Here is a 22,132-nt window from a genome sequence, read left to right on the forward strand (position 1 = left end):
AAAACCCCTACTCTCCGTCGAGCCCGTGCTCGATGGCGTAGCGCGCCAGTTCGACGCGGTTGTGGAGTTGGAGCTTGCGCAGGGTGGACTGGACGTGGTTTTCCACGGTCCGGTGCGACAGGACGAGCCGTTCCGCGATCTGCCGCGCGGTGAGTCCCTTGGCGACCAGCCGCAGCACGTCCGTTTCCCGTTCGGTCAACCGTGGGGGCGGCGAGCCGCTCTCCGGCGCGTCGGCCATGCGCCGGTACTCGCCCAGGACCAGGCCGGCCAGACCGGGGGTGAACACCGTGTCCCCCTGCGCGGTCCGCCGCACGGCCTCGACCAGTTCCCGCGCCGAGGCCGATTTCACCAGGTAGCCGGATGCCCCGGCCTTCACCGCCTCCAGCACGTCACTGTGCTCGCCGCTCGCCGAGAGCACCAGTACGCGCGTGTGCGGGAGCACGGTGGTGATCTCCCGGGTGGCGTCCACCCCCGAGGTGCCTCCCAGATTCAGGTCCATGAGCACCACGTCGGGGCGCACCGCGGTGGCTATCCGCACCGCCGCGTCCGCGTCCGGCGCGGTCGCACGCACGTCGAAACCGTTTTCGGTGAGGTCGCGGGCCACCCCGTCCCGCCAGATCGGGTGATCGTCGACGACCATCACCGAAATCATCTGCCCCTCCCAGGCTTGGGTATCCGAAACTCCCACTCGGTTCCGCGATCGGGTGCGGTGTCCAGGGCGATCGTGCCACCAAGATCGGTCACCCGCCCGCGCATCGACCGCGCCACCCCCAGATGGCCCTGCGATTCGGCGTCGGCGAGCCTGCCTTCCGGAATCCCGCGGCCGTCGTCCCGCACGGTGATCAGCACCTCGGCGGGCAGGTCCTCCAGCAGCACCCAGGCCTTCGCCTCGGGGCCTGCGTGCTTGTCCACGTTCGTCAGCGCCTCCCGGACGACGGCGACGAGCTCGGAGGTGACCCGCGCGGGCAGCCTGACCTCACCGGCCGGTGCCGCCACCTGCACGCGCGACGACGCGAGCAACTGCAAGCCGGCCCGGAGATCGGCTTCCCGGGTGGTCGGCCCCGTCGGTTCGGTGGTGACCAGCGCGCGCAGCGCGATCTCCTGCTCACCGGCCAGTTCCGCCAACTCGGCGGCCTCGCCGCCCAGTTCGGCACCGCGGCGGCGGACCCGGGCGAGCACCTGCAGCACGCTGTCGTGGATCGAGCGGGCCAGCCGCTCCCGTTCGGCGTTGGCCACCTCGGTGCGCCAGGCCCGGGCCAGTGCCGCGGCGGACTTGCGCGCCGTGGTCGCGCTCATGCCGATCAACAGGCCGGTGGCCATCAGCAGGACCCCATCGCGCGCCACGTCCAGGGTGAACGCCTGCCGGGCGAGGGCGGTCGCCGCACCGACCACCGCGCCCGCCAGCACACCCCCGGACCCGCCGAACCGGGTGCCCACCGCGACCGGTACCCCGGCCACCCAGACCGTCGTGATCAGCGGATCGATTCCGGACAGCTGTGCGGGGGTGAGGATCCACGGCGAGGTGAGCATGAGCCCGCAGGTGATCACCAGGTCGAGCACCGTGAACCAGGACAGGCGCCGGCGCAGCGCCTCCCTGGCGTAGACGAGGCTGGTCGACAGGGTCCACAGTGCCATCGCGCCCAGCACGGTCCAGGCCAGGCCGGGGCGCTGGTAGTCCCGCGCGTGCACGAGCACCGCGCCGAGCGCGAACAGCAGGGTCAGGATCCGCAGCCCGATACCGCCCCACCACAGCGGGGCGGCGGGTTCGACCTCGGTGGGACCGAACCGGCGGCTCATCGGACTTCGGGCTCGTCCACCTGTACCGCGTCGTCCACCTGCACCGCGCCGCCGGGAAGTGCCTCCTGGTCGTGCAGGACGTCGATGTCCTCGGGATGCGGGTCCTTCTCGTGGATCAGCGACCGGATCCCGGCGTTGAGCACCGCCAGCAGGGGCACCGCGAGCAGCGCGCCCGCGATACCGCCGACCACGAAGCCCGCGGCGATCGACAGGACCACGGCGAGCGGGTGCAGCTTCACCGCACGGCCCAGCAGCAGTGGCTGGAGGATGTGGCTTTCCAGCTGCATCACCAGGATGACTATGCCGAGCACGATCAGCGCGGTGACGAATCCGTTGGTCACCAGTGCCACCAGCACCGCCACCGCGCCCGCGAGGACCGCGCCGAGGATCGGCACGAACGCGCTCAGGAAGACCAGCGTGGCCAGCGGAATCACCAGCGGGACCCGCACGATCCACAGCCCGATGCCGATACCCAACGCGTCGACCACGGCCACCGCCGCCGTCGCGCGGACGTAACTGACCAGCGACGCGAAGCCGCGCCGCCCCGCCACGTCGACGCGGGCCCGCACCGGGCGGGGCACGCCGAGGATCAGGAACTGCCAGATCCGTTCGCCGCTGGCGAGGAAGAAGATCGTGATGAACAGCGTGAGCAGGAAACCGGTGAGGATCTCGCCCACCGTGCTCGCCGTGGTCAGCGCGTTCGTGGTGATGGCCGCCTGGTTGTTCTGCAGGAAGCTGATCGAGTTGTCGATGAACTGCTGGATCTGCTCCTGGCGCAGGTGCAGGTCGTTGATCAGCCAGTCCCGCACCTGCGAGAGGCTGGTGTTGACCTGCTTCTGCAGTTGCGGCAGGCCGTCGGTGAACTGGATGACGACGAAGGCGAGCAGCCCGCCCAGTACGGCGAGGCCGCCGACCAGAACGATCGCGGTGGCCAGCCCCCGGGGGACCTTGACGTTCACCAGGTGTCCCACAGCCGGTGCGAGCAGTGCCGACAGCAACAGGGCGACGGAGACCGGAACGACCACGACCGACAGGCGGGCGACCAACCAGATGACCACGTAGAGGGCGGCGATCACCAGCAGGAAACGCCAGGCGAAGGCCGCCGCGACCCGCAGCCCGCGCGGCACGAACGCGGCGCTCACGGGGTCTTCACCGGATGACTGGAACTGCTGGCCGTCACTCACGTTTCCCACCCTAGCGAGTGGGGCGAATCGGACGGGGCGGTTCGGGCCGCGCCACGCCACCACTCGGCTGTCACACGATCAGGCGCTTTCGTCCGATCTACCTCGTTCTCCCCTTGCGAAGTCTGCGACGGTGCAGCAGACGGCCCGGGTAGCCGGAGCGTCGAAAAGAACGGAATATTCGGCTTACGCGCACCGGGCAGGTGGTGCGCGTATTTTTCCCTGGCCGAAAACAGGGTTCGAGTCAAGGGTTTTATCACTCTCCGCGGAAGCTCGCGATCAGGTGAAACACGATGGGTGAAGGCTGGTGGAAAACAATTCCCTGTCGCCGATAAATTGATCACCAGGGAGGCATGAAATCCCGGAAACACCGGCTGAACATGGTTTCGATGACATGATCTATCGGAATTAGTTTCGCGCCGCATCTTGGTAACCCAGTCGCGACAAGAAGGAGAACCAGTTCCCATGCGCAAGAGCCTGACCCGCGTCGCCGCCGTCTTCGCGCTCTCTCTGGGCGTGCTCGGCCTTGCCGGTGGTGTCGCCTCCGCTCAGGGCCCGACTGCTCCGGTGGTCGTCCCGGCGCACCCCACCGGGGGCGACTATGTCAACGCTTTCAACGAATCCGGCGCACTGCTCGGCGCCGGGGCGGCCGGACTGGTCAGTTCCGCGTGGGCCGGCGCGATCCCGTCGATCCTGCAGGGGGCGCTCGGCGGCCTCTGAGGCCGGCGGAACGGGGCGGAACCGGTTGTCCGCCGGTTCCGCCCCGTTCCGGCGACAGCCAGCCTTGATCGCGGAGCGTGCCTGGGCCGATCACCGTCTGTCTTCACACGATCGTGCTATCAAGTCGCGTCGGACGTGCGCCGCGCCCCGAAGTTTTGGTTACCTCGTCCGTGGCAAGCCGGTTCCGTATCAATGTGAACGCTTTTCAAATACGTTTCCCGGAACGCGGCAAGATCCCTCGGCATTAATCGGCAGGAGAACGGTGACGCAGCAGAACGCGGCCAAGCGGCGGGGAACGGCATGTGCCGCCCGCTGGCTTTCGCGTGCCCTGCTCGCCGTCGGCGGCGCCGTGGCCGGTACCGCGGCCGCGTGGGCGATCGGCTCCGCGACCGCGTCCGCCGACACCGCACTGCCTCCGCAGGACTCCCCCGCCACCGTCTCGGTCACACCGGTCACCGATGCGGCCGTCGGCGTCGGCGATGACGTTGTCGGCGGTCTTTCCGGCCTCGTGGGCCAAGCCGCGGCGACACGATTCGACACCACCGACCTCACCGCGACGGCGGCGCGGGGCGATCAGCAGGTCGCGCGCCAGGTCACCGGGGCGGTGCACGACTTCACCCGGCAGGCGGTGCTGCATCCGGCCGAGCGCATCCTCGGCGGGCTGGAACAGATCAGCCGCCAGCCGCAGGACACGCCGCGCGTGCTCGGTGAGGCGCTGACCCCGCCGCCGGGGCTGTTCGACTTCCTGCGCCCGCCCGCCGGACTGATCACCCTGCCGGGCCTGCCGCTCGGGCAGGCCACCGGCGATCGGACCACCGGCGCGGGCACCGAACCCGAGGCCGACTCCGCGGAGGCCCCCTTCGCGGCCGGAGTTCCCACCCCCGCCGTGGTTCCCGCCGCCGCGGGGCACGCCGACCTGACCGACCCGGCCTACCTGGCCTACCCGGCCGCGATCGGCTACGACCAGCAGGAACGCCACCACGGTGAGCGGTCCGGGCAGGTCCCCCCAGCGCCCAAGCGCGCCCCGATGGCCCCTAGTGGCCTCCCCCCTGTCCCCGGTGGTTCCGTCACCGGTGGTCACATCGACGGTCCGTTGCTGGGTGTCCCCGCCAACGCGCTGACCGTCGTCGAAGCGATCGGCCTTCGCGCCGCCCGCTTCGCCCCCCGGCACATGCCGGTTCAGCCGGGCTCCCAGCCCGGTGTCACTCCTGACTGATCACGCGCGGGGCCGCTGAACGCGCCCCGCCCGCCGTGCCGTTCTCGGTCGGCCGCGCGTCCAGCACCTCGCTCATCCCCACGCGGACCCCACTTGTCCGCGGCCTCCGGGTGCCTCACCGCACCCACCCCACCAAGACCCCGTAAGGGAACGAGGAAAAGGAGAAACACCCAATGCAGACCTGGGCAAAGCGCGGAATCCAGACCGCGCTGGTGACGGGTGGCCTGCTCATGCTGGGCACCGGCATCGCCTCTGCTGACGAGAAGGTCAGCCCGGACGTTCCGGCCGGCCCGCTCGACCTCAACGCCAGCATCCCGGTCGACATCTCCCACAACGCGATCGGCACGCTCGGCAGGCAGGTCAACCTGCCGGAGATCAAGACCGAGATCAGCACCAAGCCGGTCACGGACGTGCTGAACAAGGCCCTCGCCCCGGTGAGCCAGACCGGCGCGCTCAAGGCCGCGGCCCCGGTCACCGGCGCCGTCAACGAGGCGGTCGCGAAGGGCACCTCGGCCCTGCCCCAGGCGTCGGGCAAGCGCGTGGACCAGGCTCCGGTCCAGTCCACCGGCGACCCGCTGATGGGCAACAAGGTGGTCGGCAACGTCGCGCTGCCGATCCAGATCACCGGCAACGCGCTGGGTGTGCTCGGCAACGCGACCGTCGACTCCGCCTCGACCCAGACCTACGCGCACAACAGCGACATCAGCACTAGCGGTGCGGGCGGCGGCCTGGCGGGCAACGCGGTCAACCTCGACTGGGCCCTGCCCGTCCAGATCTCGGGTAACGCCGGTGCCCTGGGCGGCAGCGCCAAGACGACCGGCAGCGCCACCCAGTCCGCGGCCGCCACGGGCAACACCACCACCGACGGCACGAACGGTGCCGGTGCTGGCAACGTGGTGAGCCCGCAGCTCGCCACCCCGGTCCAGCTGTCGGGCAACGCGCTCGGCTGGTTCCTCGGCCACGCCGAGACCGACTTCAACGGCAGCAGCGACGCCTCCTCCGGCGGCTACACCGCCACGCACGGATCGCAGGGTTCCATCGCGGGCAACGTGGCCGCGGTGCCGCTCGCCCTGCCGATCAAGGCCTCGAACAACGCGATCACGTGGGGCGGCGACGCCGACAGCGCGGGCAGCACCACCGCCAACGCCACCGCGGGCGGCACCACGCCCGGCCCCGACGGCACCCCGGCCTTCGTCCAGACCGACGGTGACCAGTCCTTCCTGGCCGGCTCGATCATCCAGCCGCAGGCCGCCGTGCCCGCGACCGTGGCGAGCAACGCGGCGGCGTGGATCGGCAACGCGGTCTCCGGCAAGGAGGGCTCGCCCTCCGCGCTGAACACCACCGCCCACGCCGGTGGGTTCTCCACCACCAGCGGCAAGGACGCGGCCGGTTCGGGCACCGTGGCCGACGTGCCGGTCGCCCTGCCCGCCGAGGTGTTCTGCGTCGGCGGCACCTGGATCGGCAACGCGCACGCTTCGGGCTGCGAGAACACCCTCCAGGCGATCGCGGGCGGCCGCACCTACACCAACGGCAACGGTGGGTTCCTGTCCGGGAACAGCGCGAGCGCGCAGCCTGCCGGCACCGCCGAGGTGTTCGGTGTGGGCGGCTCCTGGATCGGCAACGCCTCCGGCTCCGCGACCGAAAACAAGCTGGTCCAGGCCGGTGGTTACAACGGCAGCCAGGGCAACGACTCGGCCGGCTCGGGCAACGTCGTCCAGGTGCCGGTGGCACTGCCCGCCGAGGTCTTCGGTGTGGGCGGCTCCTGGATCGGCCAGGGCGCCGGAACCGCTTCCGAGACCAAGGACGTCACCGCGGGCGGCGGCGGCAACACCCAGGACGACAACGGCGCGGCCAGCGCGAACCTGGTCGCGGTTCCGGTCTCCCTGCCGGTGCAGGCCTTCGGGATCGGCGGCAGCTGGATCGGCAACGGGCAGGGCTCGGGCACCACGGACACCACCTCGACCGCGGGCGGGCACCTGAACGCCAACGGCAAGAAGGGCTTCCTGGCGGGCAACCTCGCCGACGTGCCGGTGTCGCTGCCCACGCAGCTGCACGGCATCGGGGCCACCTGGATCGGCAACGGGCACGGTGCCAGCCAGAACACCATCCAGTCGATCGCCGGTGGCGACGCCACCGCGACCGGTGAGGGCGGCTCGCTGGCGGGCAACATCATCCAGGTTCCCGGTGCGGCGGCGGCCGACGTGTTCGGCCTCGGCGCGGTCTGGGGCGGCACGGCCAGCGGCGACGCCACCAACGACGTGGTGTCCTCGGCGGCCGGGTCCACCCACACCAACGGTGACGGCGGCTCCCTCGCCGGCAACGTGATCAGCGCGCCGCTGTCCCCGGTCGCGCAGGTCTTCGGCGACGCCGCGAGCCTGCTCGGGGTCGCGCACGCCTCCGGCGTGAACAGCACCGAGATCACCTCGGGCGGGCAGAACACCACCTCGGGCCAGGGCGGCTCGCTGTCGGGCGACATCTTCGACGTCCCGGTCGCCGCGGTGGCCCAGGTGTTCGGCGTGGCCCCGGCGGTCGGCGGTGTCTCGCACGCGGTCGCGGACAACAGCACCACCGGCACGCTGGCCGGCACCGACACCACCTCGGGCCCGGCGGAGGCGCTGTCCGGCCTGAACCCGGTGCTGCCGGTCGGTGTGGTCGCGCAGGTCTTCGACATCCCGCTGGGCCTGCTGGGGGTGGCCTCGTCGGACACCACCAACGCCACCGACGTGACCCTCGCCGGCCACGAGCCGCTGATCGACCTGCCGATCAGCGGGGCGGAACTGCCCGCCACCGGCCTGCCGTCCCTCCCCCTGGCGAACGCGCTGCCCGCGCTGCCCGCCGCCGGTGCGCAGCGTGCGGACCTGCCCCAGCTGGGCTCGCTGCCCGGCCTGCCCGTCGGTGCCCTGCCGACCGGGAGCCTGCTGCCCCAGGCCCAGCTGCCCGCGCTGCCGAGCCTGGACTCGGTGACCGGCCTGCTGGGCCCGGTCTCCGGACTGGCGAGCGGCAAGGGAATCCAGATCCACGGCTGATGGCCTGGTGACGTGAAACGGGCCCGGAAGCCTTGCGGCTTCCGGGCCCGTTTTGTCGTTCAGCCCAGCTGGACCGATCGCTTGGCCAATCCGTACCAGTAGCCGTCGATGACGGTCCGCGGGGCCGCGTCGTCGACACCGGCGCCGAGGGTCACGAACAGCGGGGCGAAGTGCTCGATCCGCGGGTGGGCGAGCCCGGCGGCGGGCGCCTTGCGTTGGAAGTCCAGCAGCGCGTCGACGTCTCCCGCGTGCAGTCGTTCGGCACCCCACTGATCGAACTCCGCCGACCACAGGGGAGGTTGTCCGTCGGTGCCGCCGACCTGGCGAAGCGCGGACAGGTTGTGGGTGAAGAACCCGCTACCGACGATCAGTACACCCTCGTCGCGCAGCGGCTTGAGCTTGCGGCCGAGTTCGAAGAGCTCATGCGGGTCGAGCGAAGGCATCGAGACCTGGAGAACCGGGACGTCGGCGTCGGGGTACATCTCCATCAGCGGCACGTAGGCACCGTGGTCCAGTCCTCGGTCCGGAGCTTCGTGGACGCCGGTACCGGGGCTGTGCAGCAACTTGCGGACCTTCGCCGCCAACTCGGGAGCGCCGGGAGCGGGGTAGGTGACGCGGTAGTAGCGCTCGGGGAAGCCCCAGAAGTCGTAGACCAGAGGTACCCGGGTGGTGGCGCCGAGCGTCAGTGGCGCTTCTTCCCAGTGCGCCGAGATGACGAGGATCGCCTTCGGCTTCGGCAGTCCGGCCGACCAGTCGGCCAACTGGCGGGTCCAGGTGGCGTCGTCGGCGAGCGGCGGCGCGCCATGGCTCAGGTAGAGCACCGGTGTCGCACTCATCGCGGCCTCCATATCTTTGAAAGTTCAACTACCACTGTAGTACGACGCCACGTGGTGCCGCGATATTCCCCGCCGATCCCGGCGTCAGATCTCGTCCAGCTTCGCGATGGTGGCGAGCAGGCCCGGGAAGCGATCGTCGAACTCGCTTCGGAGGCGGACGAAGGTGCCGTTACCGGCGTCGCGCTGACGGATGAGGCCGGCCTCGCGCAGGACGCGCCAGTGGTGGGTACGCGTCGACTTCGCTTTGGGCAGCTCGAACGAGGCGCACGCCCGTTCGCTGCCGTCTCCGTCCAGCAGTTCCCGGACGATTCCGCGGCGCAACGGGTCGGCCAGCGCCGAAAACACCGCGTTGAGGTTGATCTCGGTCAGTTCAGGAGCGGGTAGTTCGCCGGTCATCTGCATCACCCCTGGACATGGTACGACATCCGTCGTACCGTTAAGGTACGAATTCGATCGTACCTATGGGAGTTGCCGTGTTGTGCGTGTTCGACGTGAACGAGACCCTTCTCGACCTGGCCCCGCTGGACGAGGTGTTCCTCGAGCTCACCGGCTCCGCCGACGCCCGCCGTGAATGGTTCGCCCTGGTCATCCACACCGCACTGAGCGTCACCGCGGCCGGGGGCTACCGCGACTTCGCCGAGATCGCCGGGGCGGCCGCGGGCGCGATCGTCGGGCGTCACGGTCGGGAGGCGAGCGACGAGCAGCGCAAGAAGGTCGGGGCGACCCTGCGGTCGCTGCCACCGCATCCGGAGGTGCCGGGGGCGCTCGCCCGGTTGCGGGACGGGGGGTTCACGTTGGTCGCGCTGGCGAACTCACCGCTGGCCACGGTCGAGGCGCAGTTGCGGCACGCCGGGCTGACCGGCCTGTTCGACGGGATCTTCTCCGCCCAACAGGCCGGTGCGCTCAAACCGGCTGCCGCGCCGTACCGCCAGGTGCTCGAGGCCCATCGCGCGGAGCCGGGCGAAGCGATGATGATCGCGGCCCACGACTGGGACATCGCGGGGGCGCAGGCGGCGGGGCTGCGCACCGCGTTCCTCGGCCGGCCGGGCCAGGAACTCCTGCCGGGCGCGGCCGGGCCGACGATGACCGCACCCGATCTCGCCGCGCTGGCCGACCTCCTCCTGACGTGACCGCCCAGCTCAGCTCTGCGCGAGATCGGCGAATCGGCTGTAGTGCAGCTGGTGGGCCACGACGACGGTGCTGGTCGGGCCGGCCCGGTGCTTGGCCAGGATCAGGTCCGCCTCGCCTGCGCGCGGGTCGTCGCGCTCCCAGGCGTCCGGGCGATTGATCAGCAGCACGATGTCCGCGTCCTGTTCCAGCGAACCGGATTCACGAAGGTCGGACAGCATCGGCCGTTTGTCCGTGCGCTGCTCGGGACCGCGGTTCAGCTGGCTGATCGCGACCACCGGCACTTCGAGTTCCTTCGCCAGCAGCTTCAGCTGGCGGGAGAACTCCGAAACCTCCTGCTGGCGGGACTCCACCTTCTTGCCCGAGGTCATCAGCTGCATGTAGTCCAGGATCACGAGCTTGAGGTCGTTGCGCTGCTTGAGGCGGCGCGCCTTCGCGCGGATCTCCATCATCGTCATGTTGGGCGAGTCGTCGATGAACAGCGGCGCCTCGCTGATTTCGCTCATCCTCCTGGCGAGCCGGGTCCAGTCGTCGTCGGACATCCGGCCGCCGCGCATGTCGGCGAGGCGGATCCTCGCCTCCGCCGACAGCATGCGCATGACGATCTCGATCCGGCTCATTTCCAGCGAGAAGATCACGCTGGTCATACCGTGCTTGATCGAGCAGGAGCGGGCGAAGTCCAGTCCGAGTGTCGACTTGCCGACACCGGGCCGGGCCGCGACGATGATCATCTGGCCCGGGTGCAGCCCGTTGGTCACCTCGTCGAGATCGGCGAACCCCGTCGGCACCCCCTGCGAGGAACCGCCCCGCGAAGCGATGGCGTCGATCTCGTCCATCGTGGGCTGGAGCAGTTCCTCCAGCGCGACGTAGTCCTCGCTCGTCCGGCGCTCGGTGACCTCGTAGATCGCGGCCTGGGCGCGGTCGACCACTTCGGCGACGTCACCACCGGTGCCGTTGGCGCCGTAGCCGTACTGCACGATGCGGGTACCGGCCTCGACCAGCCGTCGCAGGATCGCCTTCTCGGACACGATCTCCGCGTAGTAACCCGCGTTCGCCGCGGTGGGCACCGTCGCGATCAGGGTGTGCAGGTAGGGGGCCCCGCCCACCCGGCCGAGCTCGCCGCGCCGTTCCAGCTCGGCCGACACCGTGATCGGGTCGGCCGGCTCGCCGCGGCCGTAGAGGTCGAGGATGCAGTCGTAGACCGCCTGGTGCTTGGGCAGGTAGAAGTCGCCGGGCCGCAGGGCCTCGACCACGTCGGCGATGGCGTCCTTGGACAGCAGCATGCCCCCGAGCACCGACTGCTCGGCCGCGATGTCCTGGGGCGGCTGCCGGTCGAACTCACCGGGCGGCGGGCCAGGATCAACCGGTCCCGGGTCGGATGCGTAGGCGGGACCGCGGTCGTCCGTAAGCGCCACCGCGTGGACACCTCCTCGTCAAGCGAACACCAGTTCGATTATGCCGGAGCCTTCGCGCCGGCACCCGTCATGCGGGCGGGTGTTTCGTGCACCGCGCGCGACCACTCGGCGGGCAACGCTAGATCCCCCGGAAGGAGCAAGGCAAACTCGCCTGTTGATTGCCTGGGGACATCCTGTGGATAACTTGTGGAAGGGTGCCCCCAACCAGTCACAAGATCCGAATTACTTGTGGACAACTTGGGGACTACTTCGGGGATGATCGAGAAAAGACCAGGTCAGACCCTGTGGGTAAGGTGTGGAAAAGATTGCTCCAAGTTCGTCGGCGTGTCGCCGTGGAACGCGTCTTCGGCGTGTCGCGCGGGAGTGGTCTCAACCGCGCTGGGCGATGCCCTGTGGATGGACGCACCTGCGGTGTGCGCACCGCCCGCTCGACTGAGTGGGTGGTGCGCACACCGGTCAGCCCAGTGCGCTCTGTGCGTTCCGTAACCGGTCGCCGAGCACCTGCGGGGTGGCGGGAGTGAACACGATGAGCGGTTCGCCACGGGCCGGCCGTTCTTCCATCAACCAGCGGCCTTCCGCGGTGTCGATGAAGTTCAGCGGCTTTTCGCACCGTCGGCGGCTTCCCCCTCGGGAGCGTGCGGCGACGTAGAGGCTCCCCGCGCCGGTCCGCGGTGCGCCCATGAGCCGCTTCATTTCCTTGGCCGGAGCCGGGCGAGCGACGTCACGGGCCGACCTCATCACGGTGAAGTCCGCGTCGTCGGCGGCGGCGTCCCTGCCGGTGACGAACTCGGACTTCGTCGCGATGAGCGGTTGCCCCAGGCCCGGGCGGCCCTGCGGGATCTGGTTGAGGAAGCCGGCGAGCAACTCCTCGGGGCGTTCGGGGGCGAGGATCACCGACTCCTCGTCGATGAGGCGGACGAGTACGAAGGCGCCCCCGCTCCCACTGCCCGCGAGCACGCTGAAGTTCGGCGGCGAACCGGGGAACTGGCCCTCGAACCAGCCGTAGTACTCCAGGTCCGGCCGGGACAGCGACTCGACCAGGCCGAGCAGGTCTCTGTCCATCCCGCGCGGGCCCATCAGGCCGTGCTCGGTCAGGAGCGTGTTGACCGCTTGGTCGGCCGTGCGTTGCACGTCTTCTTCGACAAAGACCGGTGTGCTCGCCAGCGTGGGGTGCGGTTCGCCGCCACGTCTCCGGATCAGGTTGATCAGGATGGGGGTGGAGAGCTTGAGGGGACCGTTCAGCACTTCACTCACCGATCACCGGGGGCGCGGTGAGTTCGTCGGTGCCGAACAGCGAGTTCGGATCCTCGCTGACCAGATACTTCGTCTGGTGCTCTTCGTCTTCGCCACCCTTGCCCTTGGCACCGTGGCCCATACCGCCCATTCCGGACGTGCCACTGCGGCCGGCCGCGCCGGACGCCCCGGCACCGCCCATCCCTCCAGCACCGCGGGCACCCGCTCCGGTGCCTGCTCCGGCAGCGCCGCCGGTGCTGGCACCGCCACTCAGCGAGCCGCTACCGCCGGGACCGAAGCCGCCGGGTCCGAAGCCACCCGAGATACCACCGGCACCCGCACCGCCGCCACCGTATCCCGAACCCGAGCCGCTGGGCCCGAACCCGCTGCTGAAGTCGGTCGACGAGCTGCTCGGCGTGTATCCGGCCGCGGTGGTGTTGTCCCAGGTAGGCGTCTTGTACGTGGGCGGCGTGTAGCCCGGCGGGTTCGGCGGGTGGACTGGCGGGTGGACCCCGGGAGGGTGGATGCGGGGAGGATTCACGGTGACCGGAGGTAGACCGGTGCCCGGAGGTAGACCGGTGCCCGGAGGGTTGATGCCCCCCGGCGGGTTGATGCCGCCCGGCGGGTTCGGGCCACCAGGCCCGCCCGGCCCACCGGGTGGGCCAGGGGTGACCGGTGGGAGGGGATTCGGGCCAGGCGGGTTCGAGACGGGGTTGCCGCCGTCGGTCCGGAACTGCGGCATGCCCGCGGCGTTCTGCGCGCTCGCCTGGTAGTAGGCGTTGAACGCGTCGACGTTCGCCTGGCCCTTCCGGTTGTAGGAGTTGATCTCGTCGTCTTTGTCGCTCCAGGGGTTGACGTAGTCCGTCCACCCCTTGGAGGGCGGGCTTTGCGGAATCTCCTGGACCCTCGACGAGACGGTGTGGAAGTCGGTGATCTGGTTTCCGATGAACTGGTGGCTCTTGCCCAGGTTCTGCGCGGAGTCGTTCAGCCAGGTCTGCAGCGGGTGCGCCCCGGCCTGCGCGGCCTGAGAGCCGTCGCCCTGCCAGGCGGAGTCCATCATCTGGTTCAGCGCGGCGATCTTCTGGGCCCGGTCCTCGTGATTGCTCTGCATCTTCTGCGCCGCGGTGCCCGCCGCCTCCAACCCACCGGTGCCTGGGCCGCCCTTGATCTGCTGGAAGATCTGGTAGGCGTCGATCGACCGTCCGCCGATGTCCGATTGGTGCTGCTGGGCCGAGGGGCCACCCGACAACCAGCCGCCGATGGCCGACCCGACGGCCGTGCCGACACCGGGCATGATCGCCGTGCCGATCGCGCCGCCGATCAACTGACCGTTCGACATAACAATCAACCCCTCCCGATGGTTCTCATGCCGCACCCTTGAGGTGCTCGATCATCGCCTGGCCGAACCGTGCGGCGATCGGACAGGGATTCGTGTGGTACTGCCCTTCACCGAGGCTGGTCGATACGTTCACCACGACCTGGTCGGTCACTCCGATGAACAAGCCGCACGCGCCTTTCGCCCGGAGATCACCGTTTTGGCGGGAATCCGCGTAGACCGCCGGATAACCGTCGATTGTGGTCGGCTCGAAGTACGCGGACATCCCTTTGTTCGCGTACACGGCAGCCAAACCCTGGTTTGATGAGCCGGGTGCGATCTTTATCAGGTTGATCGCGGAGGTCGCGGAAGACCACGTGCAGTTCGGCGTTCCGTCCTGCAGTTTGCCCTGCTTGCCCGTTCCGGCGACGCTGAGTTGGTTGAGCTGAGCGGACGAGATCGCAGTGCAGGGATCGGACACCAGCGCCTGCGTCGGGAGGGGGGAGGACACCCTCGGCACGCCCCCCGCCGCTCCGGTGGCTGTCGCACTGCTTTCGCTGCTGGGCAGGGCGGCTGAAGACTGCGTGTTGCCTAACCGGCTGTTGCCACTACAGGCGGCCAGAAGGCCGATCACCGCGAGTGCGGCGCCGAACCGGATCGCGCGAGCCGTGCTCACCACGAGTTGTCTCCTCCTTGCTTGGTGATCACCTGCTGATGGTCGGCTTCGACTTGCTGGATCTGTCCGCGGGCCTGCTCCAGTGCCTTGATGTAGTTCTGTACGTACTCGATCATGCGCTGATTCTGTTGCGTCAGAGTCTGAACCGACGGGTTGTAACCCTTGTCCACGTAGTCGCCACTGGCGAACTCCTGGCCCGGTGGTGTGGCGGCCGCCAGGAGCACCTGCACCGACTGCTGATCGTCCAGCAGGTCGCTGAGGAGTTCCTGCCACTTGTTGATGACGGTCTGGACCTGGTCCGGGTCGAATTTGTAGCCGCCGGGCGAGCCGTTGCTGCCGACCTGGATCGGCGCAACCGCAGGCATGTCGGGCAGGCTGTCGGCGACGTAGTTTCCGGACTCCGGTGGCTGCCTCATGATCAAGTCCCCTTCGCGCGTCCCGCCCCCAGCTAAGCGGGATCAGCAATGGGATGCTAGCGCAGCGCCGCTGGTTCCCGCGGTCGAATCATCCGTGCGCGGCCGATTGCGTTCCTCGCCGTTCGAGCACGGAGGAGGGTGCCGGCACCGGGCACGATCCGACTTGTTCGGACCAGTGGAGACGACCGCTGATCGGCTCGCGGCAGAACGAAACAACGCCCTTTCCCGGAGCGGGAAAGGGCGTTGTTCGTGGACTACTTACTCGGCCGCCTTGACGACGTCGATGCGGACACCGACCTCGACCTTCGGGTGCAGCCGGGCGCTGACCTGGTGCTTGCCGAGGGTCTTGATGTGGCCTTCGAGCTCGATGATCCGCTTGTCGAGCAGCGGGCCGCCCGCGGCCTTGATCGCCGTGACGATGTCGCCGGTGGTCACCGAACCGAACAGCTTCTTCGAGCCTTCGGCGGCCTTCGCGGTGAGCTGGACGGTGCCCAGGCCCTCGAGCGCGGCCTTGATCTCCTTGGCGTGGTCCAGGTCCCGGATGCGCCGGCTTTCCTGGGCCCGGCGGATGGTCTGCACGTTCTTCTCCGCGCCCTTGCTGGCCACGATGGCGTAGCCCCGCGGGAGCAGGTAGTTGCGTGCGTAACCGTCCTTGACCTCGACGATGTCACCGGGGCCGCCGAGGTTGGCCACGTCGGTGGTGAGAATGATCTTCGCCATGACGTGCCTCCTTAGCGCGCGGTCGAGGTGTAGGGCAGCAGCGCCATCTCGCGGGAGTTCTTGACCGCGATGGCGATGTCACGCTGGTGCTGGCTGCAGTTGCCGGTGACGCGACGGGCACGGATCTTGCCGCGGTCGGAGATGTACTTCCGCAGCAGGTTCGTGTCCTTGTAGTCGATCAGTTCCGGGCGGCCCTTCTGCTCCGCCTTGCAGAACACACAGACCTTCTTCTTGGGCTTGCGAATGGGTGGCTTGGCCACGGGGATGCTCCTGGGAATTCCGATACGAGTGGTTGGTTAGAAGGGGGGCTCGTCCGCGAACCCGCCGCCGCCCCCGGCAGGCGGGGCGGAGCCCCACGGGTCGTCGGCGGGCATGCCGCCGCCACCGCCGCCGCCGTAGCCGCCGCCACCACCACCGGTGCCGCGGCTGACCTTGTTGACCTTGGCGGTGGCGTAGCGCAGCGACGGGCCGATCTCGTCGACCTCAAGCTCGACGACGGTCCGCTTCTCGCCTTCCTTGGTCTCGAACGACCGCTGCTTGAGCCGGCCCTGCACCACGACCCTGGCGCCGCGGGTCAGGCTCTCGGCCACGTTCTCCGCGGCCTGGCGCCAGATGTTGCAGCGCATGAACAGCGCCTCGCCGTCCTTCCACTCGCCGCTGGCGCGGTCGAAGGTACGGGGGGTGGAGGCCACGGTGAAGTTCGCGACCGCCGCGCCGGAGGGCGTGAAGCGCAGCTCAGGGTCCGAGGTCAGGTTGCCGACCAGGGTGATGACGGTGTCTCCGGCCATGGTCGCCGCCTCAGGCCTTCGCCGCGACCTTGCGCGGGGCGGCCTTGCGAACGACCTTCGTGCGGAGCACGTTTTCCTGCAGCGACAGCTGACGGTCGAGTTCCTTGACCGCTTCCGGCGAGGAGTTCAGGTCGAGCAGGGCGTAGATGCCCTCGGCGTGCTTCTTGATCTCGTAGGCCAGCCTGCGGCGGCCCCACACGTCGACCTTCTCCACGCTGCCGCCGGACGTGCGGATCACGTTGAGGAACGTGTCCAGCGTCGGAGCGACGGTGCGCTCGTCGAGCGTCGGATCGAGGATGACCATTACCTCGTAATGGCGTGACACAACCACTCACCTCCTGTGGGCTCTGCGGCCACGGACGATCCGTGGCAGGAGGGTTTGTCGAGGTACCAGCCTAGCCGAGGCGTTCGGGCGGCTCGCAGCGCCCGGGGTGCGGCGGTCAGGACACCCGGCGCAGTACCCAGGTGCGGACCAGCGCGGCGCTGACCCCTGCCAGCGCGACCACGGCGAGCAGCATGGGCAACTGGACGGTGTTCGTGGTGGGGGCGGCGGCCAGCGCGTTCGCGTTGCCGGTGTTGCGCACGTCGGCCTGCCCGGGCGGGGTGTTGCTGCCGGACAGCACGCCGATCTCGGGTGTCGGCAGGCCGGCCACCGGGGCGCTGGACGGGTACTTGTCGCCGGGCGAGAGCGCGATGCCGGGCACGGCGGCGGGGATGTTGCCGTAGTCGCGCCGCGGCGCGGTCGCGTTGCCGGTGCCCATGGAGGGCGTGGCGGCGGTGGCGGTCGGCGCGGTCGTGCCGGGCGCCGGGGTGCCGGTGGCCGCCGAAGGCAGACCGGTGGCGATGCTGTAGTTGGCGGTGTTGACGGACAGGCCGCAGTTGCCCGCGACCTTGTTCTGGATGGAGGCGAGCGTCTTCTGCTGCGTCGCGGTGTCCCACGACCAGCCCAGCCCATCCGCACCCTTCAGCGCCTGGGTGACGACGGCGGCGATGGTGTCCCCGCTGACCGTGCCGGAGGCCGCGGTGGGCACCTTCCCCACCGGCAGCACACCCTTCGCGGTGATCTCCTGCGCGAGTTTGTCCGGGTCGACCGCGTTGAGGTGCAGGAATATCTCCTGCTCCTTCGCCCCGGCCTTCACCAGGTCGGCGACGTCCTTGCCCTGCACCGCGATGTCGTCGCCGATGTTGCCGGTGACGTTGCCCGTGCAGGCGGAGGCGAGGACCGTGCTGGCCGAAGCGTCACCGAGGAACAGACCGCCGGTGAGCAGTGCGGCGAGCGTGCCCACGGCGAGCACCCGACGGGTCGTCCTGGTCAGGTCGGTCCGTGTTGGCATCCGCACGGTGGCAGTCCTCCAGTGGTCGCAAGCGTCATCCTCATGAGGGATAACGAAAAGCAGGCGACGAGGATACTAGGCGGTAGCTCCGCGCAAAACCCAGGCGCGGACCAGTCCGGCGCTGACGCCCGCGAGCGCGAGCACCGCCGCCAGCACGGGCAGTTCGACCGGGGTGCCGCCACCGCTGCCCTGACCCGGCAGGGCCTCGGCTCGTCCGGCGTTCTGCACGGATCGCTGATCACCGCCCTGCGGCGCGCCCTGGCCCAGCGAACCGATCGACGGCGCATAGCCCGGGATCTCCCCGCCGTACCGCAGCCCGGGAGCTGGCGACCACAGCCCCGCCAGTGCATACGGAATGTCGCTGTAGTCCCGCATCGGGGCGTAGCCCGGCACGGAGCCGAAGCCGCTGAAGCTCGGGAGCCGGTAGCCGGGGTCGGAAAGGACCTGGCTGGTCGCGGCGGGGATGCCGACGGTGGCGGCGCCCGTACCGCCCGGGGTGGCCTGCTGAGCGCCTCCGGTCCCGCCGCCCGGGCCGCTCTGCGCCGCACCGCCCGTCTGCGGTGCGGGTTGCTGCTGCTTTCCGGTGAGGCCGGAGGTCGCGCTCTGCACCGCCGAGGTGAGGCCGTTCGTGGTGCCGGCGACGGTGCTGTCCACGGCACCCGCGACGGGCGCGCCCACCACGGGGATCGGAGCGACCACGGTGTCCACCACCTTCACCGTGATCTGGCAGAGTCCGGAAAGCAGGCCGCCGATGATCGAGGTGAGGCCGTCGGTGACGGTCTGCAGGCCGAGGGGGCTCTTGATGACGTCACCCGGGTGGGCGGTCACGGTCTGGCCGCAACTCGCGGTGATGGTCTGGGCCGAAGCCGCAGCCGCGGGTGCGGGCGCGGCGAAGGCCGAGGTGCCGGCCAGTACGAAGGCGGCCGCGCCCACCGCGGCGGCCTGACGAGTTCGACCTCGCATCCGTCCCACCCCTCTTCCACGTCACTGAAGGGATAACGACGGTGACCGTGCGGACGTGACGCACGCGAACGGGTGAGGCGGTTCAGTCCACCGTCCGGCCGAGCCAGACGTGGGCGAGTGCGGCGCCGACGAGGGCCAGTGCGATCGCCGCGAGCAGCAGGGGCAGCCGGGGCGGGACGGCGGAGGCCTGCATCGCCTGCGCGGAGCCGGGGTCCTGGTCGGTCACGCTGGGTGCGGTGCCGGTCGGCGGGACGAGGTTCAGCGTGGCGGGTGCCACCGTGCCGTCGCCGAGCGGGCCGAGTAGTTGGGCGGCGGACACCGGCGCCACCCCGATGATCGGGTAGCCGGCGAACTGCACGCCGCCGTTCCAGCTGTCCCCGCTGATGGGAGGGGGAGATGGGGTACCACCGGCGGGTGGCCGGGGCGTAGGCCGGACGGGTCGCGGCGCGGGAGCCGGCACCCGCGCATGCCCGGAAAGGAGACTCTGCGTGGTTGCCGACAACCCGTTCACCGTGTTCTGCAGGCCGGGACAGACCTCGTCGGTGAGCAGCGGGCCGAGCACCGGCAGCGAGCCCGCGTCCAGCGTTCCTGCCGTGTCGGCGAGCGGTAGCGACAACAGCGGCGCGCTCTGGCCGGGACCGGTCGCGGCCGAGTGGGATCCGGTGCCCACGGTGAGGATTCCGGGCAGGTCGAGCGAGGCGCCCGCGTCGACGGTGAGGGCCTGGCCAGGGGCCGGCCGGAGGGTGGCGTCACAACTGCCGGCCAGAGCCGGATCGGCCGGATCCGCCGAAGCCGTTCCCGGCAGCACGGCCAATGTGGCGAAAGCGGTGAGAAAACCCAGTGCGGCCAACCTGTTCCCGGTCTTCCCCATGCTTCCCCCTCCGGCGCCGGCAGGCCACGCTGGTTCACGGAACGCGCTCACGCTACTGCATCTGCGTGAGCGTGGGGCGATCCCGGCGGAATTCCGGCGGTAGCGTGGCCCCATGCAGATCGGAGCCCATGTTCGCGACGACGATCCGTTGGCGGCGGCGCGGGAGCGCGATGCCGCGGTGGTCCAGTTCTTCCTCGCGGACCCGCAGGGCTGGCGCAAACCGGTGCCCGCGCCGAGCGCGGCGGAGATCGAGGCGGCCGGGGTGACGGTGTTCATCCACGCCCCGTACGTGCTGAACGTGGCCTCCACCAACAACCGCATCCGCATGCCCTCCCGCAAGTTGGTCGGCCAGCACGCGGCGGCCGCCGCGGAGATCGGCGCCCGTGGCCTGGTCGTGCACGGCGGGCACGTGCGCAAGGACGAGGACCCGGAACTGGGCCTGATCAACTGGCGCAAGCTGTTCGAGCGCCAGGCCGAAGACGGTGGCTTCGGTGTACCGATCCTCATCGAGAACACGGCCGGGGGTGACGGCGCGATGGCACGCCGGTTCGACATGCTGGCTCGGCTGTGGGACGTCGTCGGCGGTTTCGGTGCCGGCTTCTGCCTGGACACCTGCCACGCCTTCGCCGCGGGCTGGGAACTCGACGGCGTCGTGGACCGGGTGAAGGCGATCACCGGCCGGATCGACCTGGTGCACCTCAACAACTCGCGGGACGAGTTCGGCTCGACCCGGGACCGGCACGCCAACGTGGTGCACGGCGGCGGCACCATCCCGCCGGAGCAACTGGTGGCGGTGGCCAGGGCGGCCGGGGCGCCGGTGGTCGTCGAGACCCCGTCGGAGGGCCAGGCCGAGGACATCGCGTACCTGCGGGACGCCCTCGGCTGATCAGGCCGGGACCGGCTCCTTGGCCGGCTTGAGCACGAACACGTCGCGGGCGCCGTCGAGCACGCCGCCCGCCGGATCGTCGTCGCCGGAGAGCCGGACCTTGTCCCGCTCCGGCCGCAGGATCTCCCGGATCACCAGTACACACAGCCCGACCACGGCCAGGTCCCGGACCACGACGAAGCCGAGGAACCAGTCCTCCGGCAACCCCTTGTGGTCGACGCCGAGGTAGAAGAACATCCTCGGCACCCAGACCAGCGCGTCGACGAGCATCCAGCCGAGCAGCAGCCGCCAGCGCGGGATCGCCAGCACCGCCAGCGGCACCAGCCACAGCGAGTACTGCGGGCTCCACACCTTGTTCGTCAGCAGGAACGCGGCGACCACGAGGAAGCTCAACTGGGCCACGCGCGGCCGTACCGGTGCGGCGAGCGCCAGGTAGGCGATGCCCGCGCAGCACAGCAGGAACAGGCCGCCGCTGACCAGGTTGAGCCAGGTCGGCGTCTGCCCCGGCCGCAGTGGACCGTCGAAACCGGTCCAGCCGGTGAAGTAGGAGATCACGTTGTAGACCGAGTCGGGGTCCATTGGGCGCTCCCCGTTCAGCCTGAAGAACTCCCGCCACCCGGTGTTGTAGACGAGCGCGATGGGCAGGTTCACCGCCAGCCAGATCACCAGGGTGGTCGCGGCCGTGCGCGCCCAGTAGCGGAACTTCCCGGCGCGCAGGCACAGCAGGAACAGGGGGCCCAGCAGGAACAACGGGTACAGCTTCGCCGCGGCGCCCAGGCCGAGCAGCACACCGGCCAGCACCGGTTTCCGTCTGGCCCACGCGAGGAGCCCGGTGGCGGCGAACGCGGTGGCGATCGCGTCGAAGTTCGTGAACGCGTGCACCAGTACCAGTGGCGAGATCGCGGCCAGTGCGGCGTCCCATGGTCTGCGGCCCGCGGTGCGGCCGACCGCCCACACGGTGACCAACCAGGCGGCGGACAACCAGAACGCGGTGATGTTGAAGTAGATCGCCACCGGGAGCGCGCCGGGGAGCCAGCCCGCGTCGGAGACCGTCTTCCAGATCGTGGTGAGTTTCGCGTTGGCCCACTGGAAGTACCCGGTGAGCACCGGGTACTCCATGTACCGCACCTGCGCGTTCGCGGTGCCGGCGTTGTCCACCCAGCTCGTCCGGTACGGGAAGGTCCCGGGCTGGTCGAGTTGTTCGCGGCTGTAGAGCGGCACGATGTCGGAGTAGCACATGGCCACGTACGGGCGGCCCGCCCGCCAGTCCAGCTGGTTTTGGCCGCTTTCGTCGGTGTACTGCTGGATGCAGCTGCCCTTGCCGAACCAGCACAGCATCAGGGCGAGGGTGGCCAGGGCCAGTCCCACCCGCTGCGGGGTCCAGAACCAGTGCCTGCCCACGGCGGCGTGCTCGCCGAGCGGGCCGCCGATGGGCGCGCTGGCCGCGGCCACCAGCGGCTCGGTCCGGCTGGGGGCGACCCGCTGGGTCGCGTCGAGTGAGGCCGGTGCCGGTTGGGGCGCGCTGTCGTGGTCGGTCGGGCTGGACACGCGCGCGATGTTACGGCCCCGCCGGTGGGTTGGCAGTGAGCCACGCTGCGCACGAAAAGGGCG

23 protein-coding genes are annotated in these 22,132 nt (G+C 70.0%); 5 read left to right on the forward strand and 18 right to left on the reverse strand.

What is annotated here, in order from left to right; translation table 11 throughout:
- Window positions 1–7 precede the first annotated feature (7 nt).
- From ORV05_RS33005 to ORV05_RS33015, 3 genes are read right to left on the reverse strand one after another with little or no spacing between them, the layout of a single operon-like run.
- Window positions 8–652, reverse strand: a complete 645-nt coding sequence (locus ORV05_RS33005; protein ID WP_268755790.1) for a response regulator — start codon at window positions 650–652, stop codon at window positions 8–10.
- On the reverse strand, window positions 649–1,797 hold the full coding sequence (gene macS / locus ORV05_RS33010; protein WP_268755791.1) for a MacS family sensor histidine kinase: 1,149 nt from the start codon (window positions 1,795–1,797) through the stop codon (window positions 649–651). The genes ORV05_RS33005 and macS overlap by 4 nt, the downstream gene beginning before the upstream one ends.
- A complete protein-coding gene (locus ORV05_RS33015; RefSeq protein WP_268755792.1) occupies window positions 1,794–2,981 on the reverse strand; it encodes an AI-2E family transporter in 1,188 nt (395 codons plus the stop codon). The genes macS and ORV05_RS33015 overlap by 4 nt, the downstream gene beginning before the upstream one ends.
- Window positions 2,982–3,443: 462 nt before the next feature.
- Between ORV05_RS33015 and ORV05_RS33020 the strand changes: the two genes are divergently transcribed.
- The 3 genes from ORV05_RS33020 (at window position 3,444) to ORV05_RS33030 (ending at window position 7,940) form a co-directional block, all read left to right on the forward strand.
- The gene (locus ORV05_RS33020) at window positions 3,444–3,698 is read left to right on the forward strand and encodes a hypothetical protein (RefSeq protein WP_268755793.1); all 255 of its coding nucleotides are present in this window, start codon (window positions 3,444–3,446) and stop codon (window positions 3,696–3,698) included.
- A 262-nt stretch (window positions 3,699–3,960) separates the two neighbouring features.
- Window positions 3,961–4,914 carry a hypothetical protein gene (locus ORV05_RS33025; RefSeq protein ID WP_268755794.1) on the forward strand — a complete coding sequence of 318 codons (954 nt, stop codon included), beginning with the start codon at window positions 3,961–3,963 and terminating at the stop codon, window positions 4,912–4,914.
- Between the two features lie 173 nt (window positions 4,915–5,087).
- Window positions 5,088–7,940, forward strand: a complete 2,853-nt coding sequence (locus tag ORV05_RS33030; protein ID WP_268760090.1) for a beta strand repeat-containing protein — start codon at window positions 5,088–5,090, stop codon at window positions 7,938–7,940.
- Window positions 7,941–7,999: 59 nt separating this feature from the next.
- On the opposite strand, the gene ORV05_RS33035 is transcribed toward ORV05_RS33030, so the two are convergent.
- Window positions 8,000–8,776: a dioxygenase family protein gene (locus ORV05_RS33035; protein ID WP_268755796.1), complete on the reverse strand. Its 777-nt coding sequence runs from the start codon at window positions 8,774–8,776 to the stop codon at window positions 8,000–8,002.
- Between the two features lie 84 nt (window positions 8,777–8,860).
- Entirely contained in the window at window positions 8,861–9,178 is a 318-nt protein-coding gene (locus ORV05_RS33040; RefSeq protein WP_326938166.1) for an ArsR/SmtB family transcription factor, read from the reverse strand.
- A 71-nt stretch (window positions 9,179–9,249) separates the two neighbouring features.
- On the opposite strand from ORV05_RS33040, the gene ORV05_RS33045 reads away from it, so the two are divergent.
- Window positions 9,250–9,906: a haloacid dehalogenase type II gene (locus ORV05_RS33045; RefSeq protein ID WP_268760008.1), complete on the forward strand. Its 657-nt coding sequence runs from the start codon at window positions 9,250–9,252 to the stop codon at window positions 9,904–9,906.
- 9 nt (window positions 9,907–9,915) lie between these two features.
- Here ORV05_RS33045 and dnaB read toward each other — a convergent pair whose 3' ends face one another.
- The 12 genes from dnaB to ORV05_RS33105 all read right to left on the reverse strand — a co-directional run bounded on the left by dnaB (window position 9,916) and on the right by ORV05_RS33105 (window position 19,635).
- Window positions 9,916–11,319 (reverse strand): replicative DNA helicase, encoded by a 1,404-nt coding sequence (gene dnaB, locus ORV05_RS33050; RefSeq protein WP_268755797.1) that lies wholly within the window; start codon window positions 11,317–11,319, stop codon window positions 9,916–9,918.
- A gap of 456 nt (window positions 11,320–11,775) precedes the next feature.
- Window positions 11,776–12,573 (reverse strand): ESX secretion-associated protein EspG, encoded by a 798-nt coding sequence (locus ORV05_RS33055; RefSeq protein WP_268755798.1) that lies wholly within the window; start codon window positions 12,571–12,573, stop codon window positions 11,776–11,778.
- Window positions 12,566–13,891 (reverse strand): PPE domain-containing protein, encoded by a 1,326-nt coding sequence (locus ORV05_RS33060; protein WP_268755800.1) that lies wholly within the window; start codon window positions 13,889–13,891, stop codon window positions 12,566–12,568. The genes ORV05_RS33055 and ORV05_RS33060 overlap by 8 nt, the downstream gene beginning before the upstream one ends.
- 25 nt (window positions 13,892–13,916) lie before the next feature.
- On the reverse strand, window positions 13,917–14,543 hold the full coding sequence (locus tag ORV05_RS33065; protein ID WP_268755801.1) for a DUF3558 domain-containing protein: 627 nt from the start codon (window positions 14,541–14,543) through the stop codon (window positions 13,917–13,919).
- On the reverse strand, window positions 14,540–14,959 hold the full coding sequence (locus ORV05_RS33070; protein WP_268755802.1) for a hypothetical protein: 420 nt from the start codon (window positions 14,957–14,959) through the stop codon (window positions 14,540–14,542). The genes ORV05_RS33065 and ORV05_RS33070 overlap by 4 nt, the downstream gene beginning before the upstream one ends.
- Window positions 14,960–15,217: 258 nt before the next feature.
- Window positions 15,218–15,679 (reverse strand): 50S ribosomal protein L9, encoded by a 462-nt coding sequence (gene rplI, locus ORV05_RS33075; RefSeq protein ID WP_268755803.1) that lies wholly within the window; start codon window positions 15,677–15,679, stop codon window positions 15,218–15,220.
- A gap of 11 nt (window positions 15,680–15,690) precedes the next feature.
- Entirely contained in the window at window positions 15,691–15,939 is a 249-nt protein-coding gene (gene rpsR / locus ORV05_RS33080; protein WP_027941586.1) for a 30S ribosomal protein S18, read from the reverse strand.
- Between the two features lie 36 nt (window positions 15,940–15,975).
- Complete coding sequence (locus ORV05_RS33085) at window positions 15,976–16,467, reverse strand: single-stranded DNA-binding protein (RefSeq protein WP_268755804.1); 492 nt, start codon at window positions 16,465–16,467, stop codon at window positions 15,976–15,978.
- Between the two features lie 10 nt (window positions 16,468–16,477).
- On the reverse strand, window positions 16,478–16,792 hold the full coding sequence (rpsF, locus tag ORV05_RS33090) for a 30S ribosomal protein S6 (protein WP_186382810.1): 315 nt from the start codon (window positions 16,790–16,792) through the stop codon (window positions 16,478–16,480).
- A 115-nt stretch (window positions 16,793–16,907) separates the two neighbouring features.
- The gene (locus tag ORV05_RS33095; protein ID WP_268760009.1) at window positions 16,908–17,801 is read right to left on the reverse strand and encodes a hypothetical protein; all 894 of its coding nucleotides are present in this window, start codon (window positions 17,799–17,801) and stop codon (window positions 16,908–16,910) included.
- 75 nt (window positions 17,802–17,876) lie between these two features.
- Window positions 17,877–18,764 (reverse strand): hypothetical protein, encoded by an 888-nt coding sequence (locus tag ORV05_RS33100; RefSeq protein WP_268755805.1) that lies wholly within the window; start codon window positions 18,762–18,764, stop codon window positions 17,877–17,879.
- Between the two features lie 82 nt (window positions 18,765–18,846).
- Window positions 18,847–19,635 (reverse strand): hypothetical protein, encoded by a 789-nt coding sequence (locus ORV05_RS33105; RefSeq protein WP_268755806.1) that lies wholly within the window; start codon window positions 19,633–19,635, stop codon window positions 18,847–18,849.
- A gap of 112 nt (window positions 19,636–19,747) precedes the next feature.
- Here ORV05_RS33105 and ORV05_RS33110 point away from each other — a divergent pair, with 112 nt between their 5' ends.
- On the forward strand, window positions 19,748–20,521 hold the full coding sequence (locus ORV05_RS33110; protein ID WP_268755807.1) for a deoxyribonuclease IV: 774 nt from the start codon (window positions 19,748–19,750) through the stop codon (window positions 20,519–20,521).
- Here the strand turns inward: ORV05_RS33110 and ORV05_RS33115 are convergent, their stop codons facing one another.
- Window positions 20,522–22,069: a glycosyltransferase family 87 protein gene (locus tag ORV05_RS33115; protein ID WP_268755808.1), complete on the reverse strand. Its 1,548-nt coding sequence runs from the start codon at window positions 22,067–22,069 to the stop codon at window positions 20,522–20,524.
- Window positions 22,070–22,132: the final 63 nt, after the last annotated feature.

Origin of the sequence: Amycolatopsis cynarae (genome assembly GCF_026802195.1) — a bacterium.
Lineage (GTDB): Bacteria > Actinomycetota > Actinomycetes > Mycobacteriales > Pseudonocardiaceae > Amycolatopsis_E > Amycolatopsis_E rhizosphaerae.